Origin of the sequence: Streptococcus sp. 9.1(2021) (genome assembly GCF_030466425.1) — a bacterium.
Lineage (GTDB): Bacteria > Bacillota > Bacilli > Lactobacillales > Streptococcaceae > Streptococcus > Streptococcus wuxiensis.
In genome coordinates, this window is sequence record NZ_JAGQFU010000002.1 from 324,087 (window position 1) to 343,090 (window position 19,004).

Here is a 19,004-nt window from a genome sequence, read left to right on the forward strand (position 1 = left end):
TTTCATACTCAATGAAAATCAAAGAGCAAACTAGGAAACTAGCCGCAGGCTGTACTTGAGTACGCCAAGGCGACGTTGACGCAGTTTGAATTTGATTTTCGAAGAGTATCATACACAGGGACCAATCACTTTATAGGGACAGAACGACACAAATCAGCGATTGGCTGTGTATGTGCGGTTCTGGATGATCGTCAATTTGCATCGTTTGTCTCCTTTCTTTGTTTTAAAACAGCAGAAAATCCTGCCATAAAATGGCAGGACTAAAAAACTTATTATCTGTTTTCGTTCAAGCTTTAACTCCATAGGGCGATGTAATGAGCTTAGTCTTGACCTTCGCGACCAGGACTGTTGACCAACGAGTAGTGTCTCCACTGCTTTGCGGTAGTCATCCGTATCCCTATGGTAGCCTCACCTACCGTTTTCGCCTTTCAGTATAAACCTTTAACTAATAAAAGTCAACGATTTATCTCATTTTCTTAGATCACAATCAATTCTTTCGGAGCAAGGGTTAATAATTCGCAACCGGTATCTGTAATCAAGATATCATCTTCGATACGAACTCCATATTTACCTTCGATATAAATACCGGGTTCATCAGTCAAAACCATACCAGTTTTGATAACTTCTTTGGAAGTTTGGCTAAAGTAAGGCTCTTCGTGGATATCAAGTCCGATACCGTGCCCGATACCGTGTGTAAAGTATTGTCCATAGCCTGCTTCCACAATGATATCACGAGGGATTTTGTCAAAGTCACGGAAACCTAAGCCAGCCTTAGCTTGGTCAATCAATGCTTGGTTAGCCTTTAAAACAGTGTTGTAGATTTCTGCTTGTTCGTCGCTGACATGGCCTAGGTAGATGGTACGAGTCATATCACTCACATAATGCTCGTAAAGGCACCCAAAGTCCATAGTGATAGCTTCGCCTAGTTCTACTGGCTTATGCATAGGATGAGCATGGGGTTTAGAAGAGTTGATGCCACTCGCTAGGATTGTGTCAAAAGACAAACCTGCCGCTCCCAGCTCACGCATACGGAAATCAAGGAAGTTGGCAATTTCAATTTCAGTCTTCCCTGGCTTGATAAATTCAAGGGCATCGTGGAAAGCTTGGTCTGATATTGAACAAGCCTTACGAATCGTCGCAATCTCTGTCTCATCCTTAATCATGCGAAGCGCTTCAACAAACTGTGTCTGAGGAATTAATTCCAAACCTTCAAAAGCGGCTTGCATGCGGTGGTAATAAGAAACCGAAATTTCATCTTCAAACCCGATACGAGAAAGTCCCATGTCTTTAGCAATTTTTGCGATAGTAGCCAACTCATCACGCTCTGCAAAAATCTCAAAACCAGTTACTTCTTGCTTAGCAGCGATAATATAGCGGGCATCTGTCACCAAAATTTGACGGTCACGACTGATAAAGACTGTTCCATTCGAACCCCAAAATCCTGTCAAATAGTAGACGTTCTTAAGGTTATTGATAATGATCCCATCTAGTTCTTTTTCTTGCATTTTATCTAAAAATGCTTGCACACGTTTATTCATGATGTAACTTTCCTTTCAAATACTGTCCTGTATAGCTAGCTTCATTAGCAGCTACTTCCTCTGGAGTTCCTGTTGCAATGATGGTTCCACCACCAACACCGCCTTCTGGGCCTAGGTCGATAATATGGTCTGCTGTTTTGATGACATCTAGATTGTGCTCAATCACGAGAACTGTATTGCCATCATCTACAAAGCGAGACAAGACCTTTAGTAGACGCGCGATATCCTCGGTATGAAGACCAGTTGTCGGTTCATCTAGAATGTAGAAGGATTTACCGGTCGAGCGTTTATGGAGCTCGCTAGCCAGCTTCATACGTTGCGCTTCTCCACCAGAAAGTGTCGTGGCTGGTTGCCCTAAGGTCACATAGCCTAGACCAACATCTTTGATAGTCTGGAGTTTGCGTTGAATTTTTGGAATGTGTTTGAAAAATTCCACCGCATCGTTGACGGTCATATCTAAAACTTGCGAGATATTCTTTTCCTTATAATGAACTTCCAGGGTTTCACTGTTGTAGCGGGTTCCATGGCAGACTTCACAAGCTACGTATACGTCTGGCAAGAAGTGCATCTCAATCTTGATAATCCCGTCACCTGAGCAGGCCTCACAGCGACCACCCTTGACATTGAAACTGAAGCGACCCTTCTTATAGCCACGAATCTTGGCTTCATTTGTCTGAGCAAAGAGATCTCGAATGTCATCAAAGACACCTGTATAGGTTGCAGGATTAGACCTCGGTGTTCTTCCAATAGGACTCTGGTCAATATCAATCAGACGATCGATATGCTCAATCCCTGAGATAGTCTTAAACTTTCCAGGCTTGTCTGAATTTCGATTGAGTTTTTGAGCAATGGCTTTTTTGAGGATGCTGTTAATAAGTGTCGACTTCCCTGAGCCAGAGACCCCTGTCACCGCAATGAATTTCCCGAGTGGGAAGCGAGCGGTGATATTTTGTAGGTTGTTCTCACGCGCCCCAGTCACCTCGATAAAGCGACCATTGCCTATACGGCGTTCCGTCGGTACTGGAATCGCACGTTTCCCTGACAGATACTGTCCTGTAATTGACTTACTGTTTCGAGCTACCTGCTTAGGCGTTCCTGCTGCTACAATCTCTCCACCAAAGACCCCTGCACCAGGGCCGACGTCTATCAGATAATCGGCTTCTCGCATGGTGTCTTCATCGTGTTCTACCACGATAAGAGTATTACCCAAATCCCGCATCTTTTTCAGACTGGCAATCAGACGGTCATTGTCCCTCTGGTGGAGACCGATTGACGGCTCATCTAAGATATAGAGGACTCCTGAGAGATTGGAACCAATCTGGGTCGCTAAGCGAATACGTTGGCTCTCCCCACCTGATAATGTTCCTGCAGAACGAGAAAGGGTCAGATAGTTGAGACCAACATTATTGAGGAAGGTCAAGCGGTCCTTTATTTCCTTAAGAATCGGACGAGCGATGGTGGCTTCATTTTCAGATAGGCTTAGTTGATCAATAACCTCCAAATGGTCTGCGATGGAGAGGTCTGAAATTTCTCCAATATGAGGGGCTTTCTCTCCTCCTACACGAACGGATAAGGCCTGATCGTTGAGGCGATAACCGTGACAAGTGCCACAAGTTAGCTCATTCATATAAAGACGCATCTGTGTGCGGGTGTAGTCACTATTGGTTTCATGGTAACGACGCTTGATATTTCCTATAACACCTTCAAAAGGAATGTCGATATCACGAACTCCGCCGAATTCATTTTCATAATGGAAATGGAATTCCTTACCATCTGAACCATAGAAAATGAGATGTTTCTCCTCCTCAGACAAGTCCTCAAAAGGAGTATCCATATCCACTCCAAAGGCTGTCATGGCTTGTTCTAGCATATTTGGATAATAGTTAGAAGAGATCGGGTTCCAAGGCGCTAAGGCTCCCTCACGAAGGGTCTTGCTAGCATCTGGCACTACCAAGTCTGTATCAACCTCTAGCTTGATCCCCAAACCATCACACTCACTACAAGAACCAAATGGTGCATTGAAAGAGAAGAGACGAGGTTCTAGTTCTGGAACCGTAAAGCCACAAACTGGACAAGCATAGTGTTCTGAAAAGAGTAACTCTGAATCATCCATGGTATCAATAACGACATAACCTTCAGCGATGCGGAGAGCTGCTTCAATTGAGTCAAAGAGACGACTACGGATACCTTCTTTGATGATAATACGGTCTACCACCACGTCAATGTTGTGTTGTTTATTCTTTTCAAGTTCAGGAACTTCAGTCACATCATAGACAACTCCATCGACACGGACACGTACGTAACCATCTTTTTGAATCTTTTCAATCAACGTCTTGTGTTGCCCTTTTTTCTTACGAACAACAGGAGCCAAAATCTGCAGACGCTGGCGTTCTGGTAATTCCAAAACCTTGTCCACAATCTGCTCTACAGACGAAGCCTTGATAGCCCCATGTCCATTGATACAGTAGGGTGTCCCTACACGTGCATAGAGAAGACGTAGATAATCGTTGATTTCCGTCGTTGTCCCAACCGTCGAACGAGGATTTTTACTGGTCGTTTTCTGGTCAATGGAAATGGCAGGGCTGAGACCATCGATAGAGTCCACATCTGGTTTTTCCATATTGCCCAAAAACTGACGAGCGTAGGCTGATAGACTCTCTACATAGCGACGTTGCCCTTCTGCATAAAGGGTATCAAAAGCAAGACTCGACTTGCCCGAACCCGACAGCCCCGTCACCACAACTAGCTTGTCACGTGGAATTTCCACGTCAATATTTTTTAAATTATGGGCGCGTGCCCCATGGATGACAATCTTATCTTGCATATTACTTCTTTCTAGTCCATTGTTGCTTTCCATTATACCAAAAAAAGTGAAATTCTATTACCAAAAAAGCCGAATTTGTAGTATAATAGTACGGTGCTAAAAATCACTTAAACACAGAATAGATTAGGAAAGGATAGGGGATATGAAACAAGTCTTTCTCTCAACAACAACAGAATTTAAAGAGATCGATACGCTCCAACCGGGCACTTGGATCAATCTCGTCAATCCTACACAAAGCGAATCGATGGAAATCGCTTCTGCCTTTGATATTGATATCGCTGACCTCCGTGCACCACTCGATGCGGAAGAAATGTCTCGTATTACCATTGAAGATGAATACACTCTGATCATCGTGGACGTTCCCATTACCGAGGAGAGAAATAACCGCACCTACTATGTGACCATTCCCTTGGGGATTATCATCACAGAGGAGGCTATTATTACTACTTGCTTGGAACCTCTCCCACTTCTAGATGTCTTTATCAATCGGAGACTTCGAAATTTCTATACCTTTATGCGTTCGCGCTTTATCTTCCAAATCCTCTACCGCAATGCGGAGATTTACCTAACTGCCCTACGTTCAATCGAACGTAAGAGTGAGCAAATCGAAACTCAACTTCACAAGTCTACTCGAAATGAAGAGTTGATTGAACTCATGGAGTTGGAAAAGACCATCGTCTACTTCAAGGCCTCTCTCAAGACAAACGAGCGCGTGATTAAAAAATTGACCAGCGCAACTAGCAATATCAAGAAATACCTTGAAGATGAAGACTTACTCGAAGATACCTTGATTGAAACGCAACAGGCCATCGAGATGGCGGATATCTATGGAAACGTCCTTCACTCTATGACAGAGACCTTTGCCTCTATCATTTCAAACAACCAGAACAATATCATGAAAACCTTGGCCCTCGTGACCATCGTTATGTCTATCCCGACCATGATTTTCTCAGCTTACGGAATGAACTTTAAGGATAATGAAATTCCTTTAAACGGAGAACCGCACGCTTTCTGGCTCATCGTCTTTATCGCCTTTGCCATGAGTGTTTCTCTCACTCTTTACCTCATCCATAAAAAATGGTTCTAAACAGGAGTTATTATGTCACAGATTGATTTAAAAGAATTAACAAAGAAAAACCAAGAATTTATCCATATTGCAACCCAGCAATTTCTCAAGGACGGGAAAACCGATGCCGAAATCAAGGCTATCCTTGAAGAAGTCATTCCTCATATCCTTGAGGAGCAACCAAAAGGAGTGACAGCTCGTTCTATCTACGGAGCACCAACTCACTGGGCTCATAGTTTCAGCGAAAAAGAGCAATACGAAAAAGAACATCCAAAAGAAAACGACGATCCAAAATTGATGATGTTGGATTCAGCCCTTTTCATCACAGGATTATTTGCAGTAGTTAGCGCCTTGATGAGCTTCTTCTCAAACCAGCCAGTAGCTTACGGATTGGTAACACTTATCAGTGTAGGGGCCTTTGGTGGAGTTGCCTTTTACCTGCTCTACCACTTCATCTACCGCTACTACGGACCAGATACTGACCGCAGCCAACGCCCTCCATTCTGGAAATCACTTTTGGTTATGTTAGCAACCATGTTTGCCTGGGTCTTCATCCTCTTCTTGAGTAACTTCCTTCCACAAGCCATCAACATCAGCTTACCACCTCTTGTTTTGTTGGTGATTGGAGGAGCTCTCCTTGCCCTACGTTTCTACCTCAAAAAACGTTTCAACATCAAGAGCGCAAGTGCCGGACCTGCTAGATATTAAGATAAACAATAAAAGTAGTGTGTTTTACAGACAGACTACTTTTATTATGGCTCCAAAGCTTTTTTTTATTCTCCAAAGAAAAGTAGCTACATTTTCTAAAAACGTTCTAATGTAAAGTCTTTCCTTAGAATCCCGAGGTTTTGTCCTTGAATCCAAGTTGTTTTTCTGTTATACTAATAAAGTAATAAGGAGAAATATATATGACTAAACAGAGAATTAATCAAATTGTTGGTTCAATTGGTGCCTTTATCGGGATTATTGTATTTATAGCCTACATCCCCCAAATTTTTGCCAATTTACAAGGAAATAAAGCTCAACCATTTCAACCTTTATCAGCAGCAGTCTCTTGCTTAATCTGGGTCATTTATGGATGGACAAAAGAGCCTAAGAAAGACTGGATTCTAATCATTCCAAACTCGGCTGGGGTTATCCTTGGCGGACTGACCTTCCTTACTGCTCTATAAGAATGCAACTAATATAAAAAGAAAAAGCAACCACACGATTGGTTGCTTTTTTACTACTTTCTTGATCTAAAAGCCTTCTTCTGGCTCTAATTCTTGTTGTTTCCCCTCATCTTTTGTGATACAATAGCATCAATTTATTTCTAGGAGGATAATATATGTCTTCTACTATTGGAATTGTTAGTTTGTCTAGTGGCATTATCGGAGAAGACTTTGTCAAACACGAAGTGGACTTGGGGGCCCAACGACTCAAAGACCTCGGACTCAATCCTATCTTTTTACCTCATTCACTAAAAGGTTTAGACTTTATCAAGAACCATCCTAAAGCACGTGCAGAGGATTTAATTCAGGCCTTTTCTGATGATAGCATCGACATGATACTATGTGCCATCGGTGGAGACGATACCTATCGTTTATTACCCTATCTTTTTGAAAATGACCAACTAGAAACAGTTATCAAACAAAAGATTTTTCTTGGCTTCTCGGATACGACCATGAACCACCTCATGTTGCATAAACTAGGCATCAAGACTTTTTACGGCCAATCATTTCTAGCAGACATTTGTGAGTTAGACAAAGAAATGTTGCCATATAGCCTCCACTACTTCAAAGAATTGATTGAGACGGGAAGAATCTCAGAAATTCGACCTAGTGACCTTTGGTATGAGGAACGGACTGATTTTAGTCCCAAGGCTCTGGGAACACCTCGTGTCAGCCATACAAATACAGGTTTTGACTTGTTACAAGGAACTGCACAGTTCGAGGGGGAAATCCTCGGCGGTTGCCTCGAATCCCTCTACGATATCTTTGACAACTCTCGATATGCAGATAGCACAGACCTCTGCCAAAAATACAAACTTTTCCCTGACTTGTCAGACTGGGAAGGAAAAATCCTCTTGCTAGAAACAAGCGAAGAAAAGCCTGAACCTGAAGAATTCAAAAAGATGTTGCGGACTTTAAAGAACACTGGGATATTTGAAGTCATCAGTGGACTCTTGGTCGGAAAACCTATGGATGAAACCTTCTATGACGACTATAAGGAGGCTTTAATGGACATCATTGATAGCACTATCCCGATTGTCTATAATCTAAACGTTGGCCATGCCACACCAAGAGCAATTATTCCCTTTGGAGTCCACGCGTATGTAGATGCAACGGATCAAGTCATTCGCTTTGACTATAACAAAGAAAGCTGAGATGAATTTCTCAGCTTTTTCAATATTCTCAAATACTTTCGCTATCTGTACTCACTACTTACCGCTTTTCCATTCACAATCATTCTCGTGGTCATCAACCAAACCTGCAGCTTGTAGAAAAGACAAGACAGCAACTGGCCCAGTGAACTTAAAGCCTCGTTTTTTGAGATCTTTGGCTAATTTCTCAGACAAAGGTGTTTTAGCTGGGGCTTGGCGATAATTAGGAACATCGTTAACGACAGTTTTCCCCTCAACAAAAGACCAGAGATAGGCATCAAAAGAACCATAATCTTCCTGTAGTCGTAGAAAGGCTTGGGAGTTGGCACGTGTCGCAAAAATCTTAGCTCTATTTCGGATGATGGCTGGATTATCCAGCAAAGCTTCCAATTCGGTGTCAGTCATCTCTGCGACTGCTTGAATTTGATAGCCATAAAAGGCTTCTCGGAAAGCTTGTCGTTTGTTGAGCACTGTTTCCCAAGATAGTCCAGCCTGATAAGTTTCCATACAAAGCAACTCAAAAAGCGCTCGGTCGTCATGTAGGGGTTGACCCCATTCCTCATCGTGGTAGGCTACATACAGAGGGTTGTTCATTTTAACCCAGCCACAGCGTTTTGGCATAGAAATCTCCTATTTCACCAACATCTTAAGGGCCGACTTGATATAATTCTCTGCTGTATCTGTCGTTCCTTCAAAGAATTTCTTAATTTTCTTGAGCTCTGCTGCCTTGTAGCCCAGTGCCAACATGGCTTCCATAGCTTCTTCCAGTTCTTGGTTGTCACTGCTAGATGGAACTGCAGCCTTAGCAGGGAGGTCGTCCCCTGCCACAACCACCTTACCTTCTAGATCCAATACCATCTGTTGGGCTGTTTTCTTACCGATTTTAGGGAATTTAGTCAAGTAGGTGATGTTCTTAGTCTCAATAGCTTGAACGAGGCCTGCATTGTCATCGGCTGCGATGATAGCCAGAGCTGAAACTGGGCCGATGCCTGATACAGAGATTAAGCTGAGAAAGAGTTTCTTCTCATCTTCCGAGCGAAAACCGTAAAGTAGATGAGCATCTTCGCGAACGACTTGATGCACATAGATTTGTGCTTCTTGGTTGACTTGCCCTGAGTAGGCATAAGGGTTAGCTACATGCAGAATGTAGCCGATACCGTTAGTTTCTAGAACGATGTATTTAGCAGTAATTTTGGTAATAATACCCTTTAGATATTCGTACATAATTTTCCCTTCAATTTATACTCAATGAAAATCAAAGAATAAACTAGGAAGCTAACCGTAGGCATAACTTAAGTTAGACAAGGTAAGGCTGACGCAGTTTGAATTTGATTTTCGAAAAGTATTAGTATTTTCCTAGCTCTCGTAGGCTTGTGTGATTTTCCTGAATGCGACGGAACATCTTTTCCATGTCCGACTTGGTAAAGTGAACCAAAACAGGACGTCCGTGTGGACAGTTATAGGGGTTGTCACATTGAGAGAGTTGGTAGAGGAGTTGTCTAGCCGAGTGGTCATCAATACGATGGTTAGCCTTGATGGACCGCTTGCAGGACATCATAATGGCTAGCTCTGCTCGGTATTTCTTGATAGAAACTTCCTTGGTCAAGAGGAGCATATCGCACATCTCATAGATTCCAGACTCGATTTCCTCCTCTGCCATCCAAATGGGATGTTCGCGCAAGATAAATTGATTCTCCCCGTACTCTGCTAGAAATACGCCTACTTCCTCTAAGAGAGGCATTCTTTCCTTGAGACGAAGGGCATCATCCGCAGGAAATTCAAAGATATAGGGCACTAGGAGTTGCTGCTGGCTCTGGTCAACATTGCCAATGCTCTCACGGTACTCCTCATACTTAACCCGTTCCTGAGCCGCGTGCTGATCTATGATGTAGAGCCCATCTCGACCTTGTGCAAAGAGATAAGTCCCGTGCATCTGACCGAAAAATTCCAACTCTGGGAAGCTTGAAGATTCTTCCCGCTCCAACTTGTCATAAGCCTTATCAAGACTAGCCAGGTCTAACTCTGGATGGTCCAGTTGGTCATAGCTAGCAGGCTTTCTCTCTGCAAAATGCAGTTTAGCTGGCTTGGTCATCTGGTCCAAGGTTTCCTTGGCAAACAGATTCAAATCCTGTCTTTCTTCCGTCAGATTCACCTGATGGTCTGCCACCTCAGCTTGTGTCGGTCTTGTCGGTTCATTTTTTTCATAATAGAGCGTATTTTCTCTCAGTGGCAAAGTCGTTTGCTCTACTTTTTCACGATTGCGAACCGTAGATTTGGCCAGATTTTCCAAGGCATCTGGAATCAAGGTCTGTTCCTTGAGACTCTTTGCGATAGCTTCTGAAACCAGCGCCATCAGTTCTCTTTCCTTGGAAATCCTTACCTCTTGCTTGGTCGGGTGCACATTGACATCTGCCAGATAAGGATCGATTTGAATGTGAATAACGGCTAGTGGAAAACGCCCCACCATGAGTTTGCTGCCGTAACCATCTAAAATAGCACGATTGAGCAGGAAGTTTTTGATATAACGGCCATTGATAAAAAGGCTGATATAGTTACGATTAGCCCGTGTCAATTCAGGCAATGAGACAAAACCAGAAATTTCAAAATCTAGGTCAGCATTCTCAATCTCAATCATCTTTTTGGCACTAGCCAAACCATAGATTCCAGCAATGGCCTGGCGCAGTTGACCCGTGCCAGCTGTTCGTGTCATTTCCTTGCCATCGCTAATCAGGCTAAAGGAAATCTCAGGATGGGCCAAGCCTAGACGATTGACGATATCGATGATATGAGACAACTCTGCCTGCTGGCTCTTCATATACTTAAGACGAGCTGGTGTGTTGAAAAAGAGATCCTCCACACAAACTTTGGTCCCAACAGGACTGGTCGCAGGGATGATTTCTTCAACTTCTCCTCCACGAGCAACTAACTTGGTCCCGTGACTTGCTCCATCCACTGCTGTCAAAAGAGTCAGTACACTAACAGATGCGATAGAGGGCAGGGCTTCACCACGAAAACCGAGGGTCCGAATCCGAAAAAGATCCGCTTGATTCTTAATCTTACTGGTCGCATGACGGCGGAGAGCTAACTCGACTTCATCGTGGGCAATCCCGTGCCCATTATCTGTAATTTGGATTTTCTTAAGACCAGCTTCTTCAATTTCAACAACAATCTGGCTTGAGCCGGCATCGATAGCATTTTCAACCAACTCTTTAACTACGCTGGCAGGACGTTCAATCACTTCTCCTGCTGCAATCTGGTTGGCCAAGACTTCTGGCAATTCAATAATATGAGACATCTTTCAGCCCCTTTCTTAACGATTTTTATCTATTTCTCTGAAAATAAGCTAGTGCTATTATACCATATTTCACTCGTTTCCAAAAAAGTCCGAGTAGCAACTTTCTTCCCGATTTTACTAGGTTATTTGCCAAGTTTGTGGTAAAATAGGTAGAAACAATATTTTAAAAAGGAGAAAAGACACATGCACATTTTTGATGAGCTAAAAGAGCGTGGTTTGATTTTTCAAACGACTGATGAAGAAGCTTTGCGCAAAGCCCTAGAAGAAGGTCAAGTTTCTTATTATACTGGCTACGATCCAACTGCTGACAGCCTTCACCTAGGTCACCTTGTCGCAATCTTGACAAGTCGTCGCTTGCAGTTAGCAGGTCACAAACCATATGCGCTCGTTGGCGGTGCTACAGGTCTCATCGGAGATCCGTCCTTCAAAGATGCTGAACGTAGTCTCCAAACAAAAGACACAGTAGATGGCTGGGTCAAGTCTATCCAAGGACAACTTTCTCGCTTTCTTGACTTTGAAAATGGTGAAAATAAAGCTGTCATGGTCAACAACTACGACTGGTTTGGCAGCATCAGCTTCATTGACTTCCTCCGTGATATCGGAAAATACTTCACTGTTAACTACATGATGAGCAAGGAGTCTGTTAAAAAACGGATTGAAACAGGGATTTCTTACACTGAGTTTGCCTACCAAATCATGCAAGGGTACGACTTTTTTGTCCTTAACCAAGAGCACAATGTAACCCTCCAAATCGGTGGTTCTGACCAATGGGGAAATATGACAGCTGGTACAGAATTGCTTCGTCGTAAGGCTGATAAAACTGGTCACGTAATCACTGTTCCACTCATCACAGACGCAACTGGTAAGAAATTTGGTAAATCTGAAGGGAACGCTGTTTGGCTCAACCCTGAAAAGACTTCTCCATACGAAATGTACCAATTCTGGATGAATGTTATGGACGCTGACGCTGTTCGCTTTTTGAAAATCTTTACTTTCTTGTCACTTGATGAGATTGAAGACATCCGCAAACAATTCGAAGCAGCACCACACGAACGCTTGGCTCAAAAAGTCCTCGCTCGTGAAGTCGTGACTCTTGTCCACGGAGAAGAAGCCTACAAAGAAGCCCTTAACATCACTGAACAACTCTTTGCAGGAAATATCAAAAACCTTTCTGTCAAAGAACTCAAACAAGGACTTCGTGGCGTGCCAAACTACCAAGTACAGGTAGACGAAAATCACAACATCGTTGAACTTCTTGTATCTTCTGGCGTGGTTAACTCAAAACGCCAAGCCCGTGAAGACGTACAAAATGGAGCTATCTATGTCAACGGCGACCGTATCCAAGACCTTGATTATGTCTTGAGTGACGCAGATAAGTTAGAGAACGAACTCACTGTTATCCGCCGTGGTAAGAAAAAATACTTCGTCCTTACATATTAAAAAACAGACTGGAGGCATTTGCTATCCAGTCCTTTTTTTGCTAGACTAAAACTATGAATACAAACCTCAAACCCAAACTCCAGCGCTTTGCTTCTGCTAGTGCCTTTGCCTGTCCTATCTGCCAAGAAAATCTGACCTTGATTGAGACTAGCCTCAAGTGTAGCAACCGCCATTCTTTTGACCTAGCAAAATTCGGCTATGTCAATCTAGCACCACAAATCAAGCAATCGGCCAACTACGACAAGGAAAACTTTCAAAATCGCCAGCAAATCCTAGAAGCTGGCTTTTATCAGGCTATCTTAGAAGGCATCTCGGACCTACTAGCGACTAAATCATCTGCAAAAACTGTCTTGGACATCGGTTGTGGCGAAGGCTTCTACTCTCGTAAATTCCAAGAAAGTCACTCTGATAAAACCTTCTATGCCTTTGATATTTCAAAAGACTCGGTCCAAATCGCTGCTAAAAGTGAAACCAACTGGGCAGTCAACTGGTTCGTTGGCGACCTGGCTCGTCTTCCTATAAAAGACGCCAGCATGGATATCCTGCTTGATATCTTTTCCCCTGCTAACTACAGTGAATTTCGTCGTGTTTTATCTCAAAATGGTATCTTAATTAAGGTCATACCAACTGAAAATCACCTTAAAGAAATCCGCCAAATGGTACAGGAGCAACTAACAAAGAAGGACTATTCCAACCAAGATATCAAGGAACATTTCCAGGAACATTTCCGCATCCAATCTAGTCAGATAGCTTCCCTGACCAAGTCCATCACCGCAGAGCAAAGACAGGCCTTACTCAGCATGACGCCCCTACTCTTTCACGTCGATCAAAGCAAGATTGACTGGAGTCAGTTGACTGAGATTACTATCGAAGCAGAGATTCTGGTTGGGAAAGCACTGTAAATTAGTTTAAATATGAAAAAACGCATCTATTAAAGATGCGTTTTTGTTTAATCTTAGTTCAAGTGCCAGATATCTTCGTTGTACTGAGCGATTGTACGGTCAGATGAGAAGAATCCTGCTTTAGCAATGTTGACGATGACTTTATCCAACCATGCGTCACGGTTTTCGTAGTCAGCAAGCATTTGCTCTTTCACTTTGATGTAGTCTTCCAAGTCAAGAAGAGTCATGAACCAATCTTTGTTAATCAATTCATTGTAAAGACGTTCCAAGCGTTCTTTCTTACCAACTGCAAGAACAGCGTCGCTCACGATAAAGTCAACCAAAGGTTTGATCGCTTCACGAGCGTAGAATTCACTTGATTTGTAAGCTGATTTTGCGTAAAGATCGATAACAGTTTCTGAATCTTCACCAAAGATGTAGATGTTTTCGTCTCCAACCAACTCAGCGATTTCCACGTTAGCACCGTCCATAGTACCAAGAGTCAAAGCTCCGTTCAACATGAATTTCATGTTACCAGTACCTGAAGCTTCTTTAGAAGCAAGTGAGATTTGTTCTGAGATGTCACATGCTGGAATGAGGAAGCTTGCTGCAGTAACGTTGTAGTTTTCAACCATTACTACTTGCAAGTGTGGTGCTACTGCTGGGTCGTTTGCGATCACTTCTGACAAGCAAAGGATCAAGTGGATGATGTCTTGAGCGATTGTGTAGGCAGGAGCTGCTTTACCACCAAAGAATACTGTGATTGGACGAGCAGGGATATTACCAGCCTTGATGTCAAGATATTTGTGGATGACATACAAAGCGTTCATTTGTTGACGTTTGTACTCGTGAAGACGTTTGATTTGGATATCAAAGATAGAGTTAGTATTGATTTCCACACCTTGGTGTTCTTTCAAGTGACGAGCCAACTTACGTTTGTTGTGAGCTTTGATGCTTTCCAATTTTTCTTTGACAGCAGCCTTGTCTTCGTATGAAAGAAGGTCTTCCAATTTAGAAGCTTCATGGTGCCATTCGCGTCCAAGGATCTCATCCAAGTAGTGAGACAAGCTTGGGTTAGCATGCATGAGCCAACGACGGAAAGTGATACCGTTTGTTTTGTTGTTGAATTTTTCTGGGTAAAGATCGTAGAAAGCTTTCAACTCAGAGTTCTTCAAAATTTCTGTGTGAAGAGCGGCAACCCCGTTTACACTGTATCCGTAGTGGATATCCATGTGAGCCATGTGAACACGATCATGTTCATCAATGATTTGAACAGCTGGATCTTTGTATTCAGCACGAACACGACGGTCCAATTCTTTGATGATTGGTACCAAGTGAGGAACCACTTCTTCCAAGAATTCAAGAGGCCATTTTTCAAGGGCTTCAGCAAGGATTGTGTGGTTTGTGTAGGCAGTCATGCTACGAACGATAGAGATTGCTTCATCAAGTTCGATACCACGTTCAGTCAAAAGACGGATCAACTCAGGAATCACCATTGATGGGTGAGTATCGTTGATTTGTACAACTGCGTAGTCAGCAAGGTCATGCAAGTTGCTTCCTTTTTCGATTGCTTCATCGATGATCAATTGAGCACCGTTTGAAACCATGAAGTATTGTTGGAAGATACGTAGTAATTCACCTTGTTTGTCGCTATCGTCTGGGTAAAGGAAAAGAGTCAAGTTGCGAGCGATGTCTGTCTTATCAAAGTTAATACCATCTTCGATGATAGAAGAGTCAACTGAATCCAAGTCAAACAAACGCAAACGGTTTTTAGTAGCTGTTTTGTAACCAGGTACATCGATATCGTAAAGAGTAGATGTCAATGTAAAGTGTGCAAATGGCACTTGGTAGCTACGGCTTGAACGAACCAACCAGTTTTGGTCAGTCAACCAAGCGTTAGGAATTGTTTCTTGTTGGTTGTTTTTAAGCACTTGTTGGAAAAGACCAAAGTGGTAGTTCAAACCAACACCGTCACCGTTCAAACCAAGTGTAGCGATTGAGTCGATAAAGCAGGCTGCCAAACGTCCCAAACCACCATTACCAAGTGATGGTTCCAATTCTACTTCTTCGATTTCGATCAACTCTTTACCTGCGTCAGCAAGTTCTTTTTTAACTTCGTCATAAAGACCAAGGTTAATCAAGTTGTTAGACAAGAGTTTACCGATCAAGAACTCAGCTGAGATATAGTAAACTTTTTTCTTACCAGTGTTGACTGGTTTTTGGCTACTTGCAAGTTTGCTGTAGTTAAGAAGAGCAAGGTAAAGCTCTTCGTTACTACATTCTGCGATAGATTTATTGTAACGATTTTGTACAAATTCTTTTAATGGTAACATTTTTTGTGTCTCCTGATAATGTCTTATTTCTTTAATTCTACCAAATTTTCATTGATTCGGCGATAAATTGTAGTCAAGTCAAGCAAAGTTTCTTCGACAGCAGGAGTCAATTGATCCTCTGTCATACGCCATGACCAGTTTCCACCAAGAGTAGATGGGAAGTTCATACGAGCTGACTCATCTAGTTCTAGCAAGTCTTGCATGGTTGCAATAGCCATGAAGCTAACTGATGAAAATACTGTGCGAAGCATTGCGTGTGGCACTGTTTCATACTCTTTACGGTTCGTGTAACGAGCCATGTATTCACGAGTTGGATCGTCAATCTCATTACGGTACCAACCAAGAACTGTATTGTTATCGTGTGTTCCTGTGTACATAACAGAGTTGGCAGGTGCCAAGTGTGGGCTATCGATACTTTCGTCTTCTGGGTTGAAGGCAAATTGAAGAATCTTCATTCCTGGGAAGCCAGTGCGTTCACGTAGTTCAATAACTTCGTCAGTCATGAATCCAAGGTCTTCTGCGATGATGTTTAGCTCACCAAGCTCTTCCTTAACGGCTGCAAAAAGCTTGTAGCCAGGACCTTTCACCCACTCACCAGGTGCCGCTGTTTCAGAACCAGCAGGGATTTCCCAGTAAGACTCAAATCCACGGAAGTGGTCGATACGAACGATATCGTAGATTTTGAAGCTTTCACGCAAGCGTTCAATCCACCATTTGTAGCCGTCTTTGTCCATTGCTTCCCAGTCATAGATTGGGTTACCCCAAAGCTGACCAGTAGCAGAGAATTCATCTGGTGGGCATCCTGCGATGCAAGTCGCTTTTCCGTTTTCATCCGTTTTAAAGAGATGTGGATTAGCCCACATATCGCTTGAATCTTCCGCTACATAGATAGGCATATCTCCGACAATCTCGATGTGATTTTCGTTAGCGTATGCTTTCAATTTCAACCATTGTTGGAAGAAAAGGTATTGGGTTACGCGGTGGTAAACAAGCTTGTCAGCTAATTTCTCACGGTAGCTTTCAAGAGTTGAAGCTTTACGAGCACGAGCATCTGCATCTGGCCATTCTGTCCAAGCAAGATTATCAAAATGCTCCTTGATAGCCATATACTCTGCAAATAGTTCAAGCCATGATTGATTTTCTTGAGCAAATTTTTCGAAGTCTTTGACATCTCCGACTTCAAGGAAACGTTTGCCAGCTTTCTCTAGAAGTGGACGACGTGCATAGTAGATTTTAGCGTAGTCAACTTCAGTTGGGTTGCTACCAAAGTCCACACCTTCAAGATCACTTGCTTCCAACAAACCTTGCTCCACCAAAATATCAAGGTCGATAAAGTGAGTATTACCTGCAAAAGCTGAGAATGATTGGTATGGAGAATCTCCATAGCTAGTTGTTCCCAAAGGAAGGATTTGCCAGTAGCGTTGCTTTGTACGAACCAAGAAGTCAACGAAATCATAAGCGCTTTGACCAAATGATCCGATTCCGTATGCTCCTGGAAGTGATGAGATGTGCATCAACACACCGCTTTGACGTTTTTTCATATTAGCACCTCAAGTGTTTATATTGTTAATTATTTCAATCTTTGCGCAAACGTTTGCGCTAAGTCAAGTATACCCCATTTCTAAAATAAATGCAAGCGTTTGTAAAAAAAACTTTTTCCCTACTTTTTATTTCCGAAATCGGAAATTCCCTATATTTTAAATTTCCCCCTCCCTTTGTTTCGTCTTCTATTTATGCAATCGTTTCCCTGCAATTATTTTTGAATTGAAATTTACACGATTTCCTATTTCTCTTCTATTATACAAACAATTTTAGGAATTAGCCAGTCACAAGCTTTTTAAAATTTTTTCAAAAAAACGCTTGCAACCGTTTTCTGTTTGTGCTATACTAAGGTCATAAGGGAAAACGTTTGCGTTTCCTCGAAATTAAAATTTGTTATTCTTTAGGAGGAATACACTATGTCAACTAAATTCATGAAGAGCGCTGCTGTACTTGGTACTGCTACTCTTGCTAGCTTGCTTTTGGTAGCTTGCGGAAGCAAAACTGCTGATAAAGCAGCTGATTCTTCTGCATCAGGAAGCCAAGAAATCACTTTCTACGTTGAAGACCAATATAAAGCTTACGCTGAGAAAGTTGCTGCTGCTTATGAAAAAGAATCAGGTACAAAAGTTAACATCAAATCTGGTGACCAACTTGGCGGACTTGACAAACTTTCACTTGACAACCAATCAGGTCAAGCTGCTGACGTTATGATGGCACCATACGACCGTGTAGGTAGCCTTGGTACTGATGGACAACTTTCAGAAGTTAAACTAAGCGACGGTGCTAAAACAGATGATACTACTAAATCTCTTGTAACAGCTGCTGACGGTAAAGTTTACGGCGCTCCAGCCGTTATCGAGTCACTTGTTATGTACTATAACAAAGACTTGCTCAAAGAAGCTCCAAAAACATTTGCTGACTTAGAAAACCTTGCTAAAGATAGCAAATACGCTTTCGCTGGTGAAGATGGTAAAACTACTGCCTTCCTAGCTGACTGGACAAACTTCTACTACGCATACGGACTCCTTGCTGGTAACGGTGGTTATGTATTCGGTCAAAATGGTAAAGATCCTAAAGATATCGGTCTTGCTAACGATGGTGCTATCGCAGGAATCGAATACGCTAAAACTTGGTACGAAAAATGGCCTAAAGGTATGCAAGATACTGAAGGTGCTGGAAACTTGATCCAAACTCAATTCCAAGAAGGTAAAACAGCTGCTATCATCGATGGTCCTTGGAAAGCTCAAGCATTCAAAGATGCTAAAGTAAACTACGGTGTTGCAACTATCCCAACTCTTCCAAACGGCAAAAACTACGCAGCCTTTGGTGGTGGTAAAGCTTGGATCATCCCATCAAGCACTAAGAACCTTGAAGGCGCTCAAAAATTTGTAGACTACCTTGTATCAACTGAACAACAAAAAGCATTCTACGATGCAACTAACGAAATCCCAGCTAACACTGAAGCTCGTGCTTACGCTGAAGGTAAAAAAGATGAGTTGACTACAGCTGTTATCGAGCAGTTCAAGAACGCACAACCAATGCCAAACATCTCTCAAATGTCAACAGTTTGGGACCCAGCTAAAACAATGCTCTTTGACGCCGTAAGCGGTAAGAAAGATGCTAAAACAGCTGCTAATGATGCTGTAACATTGATCAAAGAAACAATCCAACAAAAATTTGGTAACTAATTGATTGATTCAAGGGAGATAATTTAAACATCTCC

The 19,004-nt window shown here is 42.5% G+C and carries 14 protein-coding genes and 1 riboswitch; of the genes, 7 read left to right on the top strand and 7 right to left on the bottom strand.

From position 1 onward, the window contains the following. Positions 1 to 270: 270 nt before the first annotated feature. Positions 271 to 424: riboswitch (M-box (ykoK) riboswitch) on the bottom strand. A gap of 52 nt (positions 425 to 476) precedes the next feature. Continuing rightward, complete coding sequence (locus KBU52_RS07330; RefSeq protein WP_254724678.1) at positions 477 to 1,538, bottom strand: Xaa-Pro peptidase family protein; 1,062 nt, start codon at positions 1,536 to 1,538, stop codon at positions 477 to 479. After that, positions 1,531 to 4,362 carry an excinuclease ABC subunit UvrA gene (uvrA, locus tag KBU52_RS07335; protein ID WP_254724677.1) on the bottom strand — a complete coding sequence of 944 codons (2,832 nt, stop codon included), beginning with the start codon at positions 4,360 to 4,362 and terminating at the stop codon, positions 1,531 to 1,533. Before uvrA ends, KBU52_RS07330 begins: the two co-directional genes overlap by 8 nt. A 142-nt stretch (positions 4,363 to 4,504) precedes the next feature. Between uvrA and KBU52_RS07340 the strand changes: the two genes are divergently transcribed. From KBU52_RS07340 to KBU52_RS07355, 4 genes are all read left to right on the top strand, one after another. Beyond that, on the top strand, positions 4,505 to 5,449 hold the full coding sequence (locus tag KBU52_RS07340; RefSeq protein WP_004250490.1) for a magnesium transporter CorA family protein: 945 nt from the start codon (positions 4,505 to 4,507) through the stop codon (positions 5,447 to 5,449). A 12-nt stretch (positions 5,450 to 5,461) separates the two neighbouring features. Continuing rightward, positions 5,462 to 6,136 carry a DUF1129 domain-containing protein gene (locus tag KBU52_RS07345; RefSeq protein WP_006146142.1) on the top strand — a complete coding sequence of 225 codons (675 nt, stop codon included), beginning with the start codon at positions 5,462 to 5,464 and terminating at the stop codon, positions 6,134 to 6,136. Between the two features lie 200 nt (positions 6,137 to 6,336). After that, positions 6,337 to 6,600: a SemiSWEET family transporter gene (locus KBU52_RS07350; protein ID WP_004250486.1), complete on the top strand. Its 264-nt coding sequence runs from the start codon at positions 6,337 to 6,339 to the stop codon at positions 6,598 to 6,600. Positions 6,601 to 6,755: 155 nt separating this feature from the next. After that, positions 6,756 to 7,793 carry a S66 peptidase family protein gene (locus KBU52_RS07355; protein WP_254724676.1) on the top strand — a complete coding sequence of 346 codons (1,038 nt, stop codon included), beginning with the start codon at positions 6,756 to 6,758 and terminating at the stop codon, positions 7,791 to 7,793. A gap of 54 nt (positions 7,794 to 7,847) precedes the next feature. Here KBU52_RS07355 and KBU52_RS07360 read toward each other — a convergent pair whose 3' ends face one another. The 3 genes from KBU52_RS07360 to mutL all read right to left on the bottom strand — a co-directional run bounded on the left by KBU52_RS07360 (position 7,848) and on the right by mutL (position 11,085). Next, entirely contained in the window at positions 7,848 to 8,411 is a 564-nt protein-coding gene (locus tag KBU52_RS07360) for a DNA-3-methyladenine glycosylase I (RefSeq protein WP_254724675.1), read from the bottom strand. Positions 8,412 to 8,420: 9 nt separating this feature from the next. Continuing rightward, on the bottom strand, positions 8,421 to 9,014 hold the full coding sequence (gene ruvA, locus KBU52_RS07365; protein WP_142558944.1) for a Holliday junction branch migration protein RuvA: 594 nt from the start codon (positions 9,012 to 9,014) through the stop codon (positions 8,421 to 8,423). A 121-nt stretch (positions 9,015 to 9,135) separates the two neighbouring features. Continuing rightward, a complete protein-coding gene (gene mutL / locus KBU52_RS07370) occupies positions 9,136 to 11,085 on the bottom strand; it encodes a DNA mismatch repair endonuclease MutL (protein ID WP_254724674.1) in 1,950 nt (649 codons plus the stop codon). A 183-nt stretch (positions 11,086 to 11,268) separates the two neighbouring features. Here mutL and tyrS point away from each other — a divergent pair, with 183 nt between their 5' ends. Beyond that, entirely contained in the window at positions 11,269 to 12,525 is a 1,257-nt protein-coding gene (gene tyrS, locus KBU52_RS07375; RefSeq protein WP_254724673.1) for a tyrosine--tRNA ligase, read from the top strand. A 53-nt stretch (positions 12,526 to 12,578) separates the two neighbouring features. After that, complete coding sequence (locus KBU52_RS07380) at positions 12,579 to 13,427, top strand: putative RNA methyltransferase (RefSeq protein ID WP_254724672.1); 849 nt, start codon at positions 12,579 to 12,581, stop codon at positions 13,425 to 13,427. Positions 13,428 to 13,480: 53 nt separating this feature from the next. On the opposite strand, the gene glgP is transcribed toward KBU52_RS07380, so the two are convergent. Beyond that, a complete protein-coding gene (gene glgP, locus KBU52_RS07385; RefSeq protein ID WP_254724671.1) occupies positions 13,481 to 15,739 on the bottom strand; it encodes a glycogen/starch/alpha-glucan family phosphorylase in 2,259 nt (752 codons plus the stop codon). A 23-nt stretch (positions 15,740 to 15,762) separates the two neighbouring features. Further along, the gene (gene malQ / locus KBU52_RS07390) at positions 15,763 to 17,280 is read right to left on the bottom strand and encodes a 4-alpha-glucanotransferase (protein ID WP_254724670.1); all 1,518 of its coding nucleotides are present in this window, start codon (positions 17,278 to 17,280) and stop codon (positions 15,763 to 15,765) included. A gap of 417 nt (positions 17,281 to 17,697) precedes the next feature. Here malQ and KBU52_RS07395 point away from each other — a divergent pair, with 417 nt between their 5' ends. Continuing rightward, positions 17,698 to 18,969, top strand: a complete 1,272-nt coding sequence (locus KBU52_RS07395) for an extracellular solute-binding protein (RefSeq protein WP_254724669.1) — start codon at positions 17,698 to 17,700, stop codon at positions 18,967 to 18,969. The last annotated feature ends 35 nt before the right edge of the window (positions 18,970 to 19,004 follow it).

Excerpts from the sequence above, each read along its gene's own strand:
- KBU52_RS07330 (WP_254724678.1), bottom strand. The coding sequence starts at position 1,538 with ATGAATAAACGTGTGCAAGCATTTTTAGATAAAATGCAAGAAAAAGAA.
- uvrA (WP_254724677.1), bottom strand. The coding sequence starts at position 4,362 with ATGCAAGATAAGATTGTCATCCATGGGGCACGCGCCCATAATTTAAAA.
- KBU52_RS07340 (WP_004250490.1), top strand. The coding sequence starts at position 4,505 with ATGAAACAAGTCTTTCTCTCAACAACAACAGAATTTAAAGAGATCGAT.
- KBU52_RS07345 (WP_006146142.1), top strand. The coding sequence starts at position 5,462 with ATGTCACAGATTGATTTAAAAGAATTAACAAAGAAAAACCAAGAATTT.
- KBU52_RS07350 (WP_004250486.1), top strand. The coding sequence starts at position 6,337 with ATGACTAAACAGAGAATTAATCAAATTGTTGGTTCAATTGGTGCCTTT.
- KBU52_RS07355 (WP_254724676.1), top strand. The coding sequence starts at position 6,756 with ATGTCTTCTACTATTGGAATTGTTAGTTTGTCTAGTGGCATTATCGGA.
- KBU52_RS07360 (WP_254724675.1), bottom strand. The coding sequence starts at position 8,411 with ATGCCAAAACGCTGTGGCTGGGTTAAAATGAACAACCCTCTGTATGTA.
- ruvA (WP_142558944.1), bottom strand. The coding sequence starts at position 9,014 with ATGTACGAATATCTAAAGGGTATTATTACCAAAATTACTGCTAAATAC.
- mutL (WP_254724674.1), bottom strand. The coding sequence starts at position 11,085 with ATGTCTCATATTATTGAATTGCCAGAAGTCTTGGCCAACCAGATTGCA.
- tyrS (WP_254724673.1), top strand. The coding sequence starts at position 11,269 with ATGCACATTTTTGATGAGCTAAAAGAGCGTGGTTTGATTTTTCAAACG.
- KBU52_RS07380 (WP_254724672.1), top strand. The coding sequence starts at position 12,579 with ATGAATACAAACCTCAAACCCAAACTCCAGCGCTTTGCTTCTGCTAGT.
- glgP (WP_254724671.1), bottom strand. The coding sequence starts at position 15,739 with ATGTTACCATTAAAAGAATTTGTACAAAATCGTTACAATAAATCTATC.
- malQ (WP_254724670.1), bottom strand. The coding sequence starts at position 17,280 with ATGAAAAAACGTCAAAGCGGTGTGTTGATGCACATCTCATCACTTCCA.
- KBU52_RS07395 (WP_254724669.1), top strand. The coding sequence starts at position 17,698 with ATGTCAACTAAATTCATGAAGAGCGCTGCTGTACTTGGTACTGCTACT.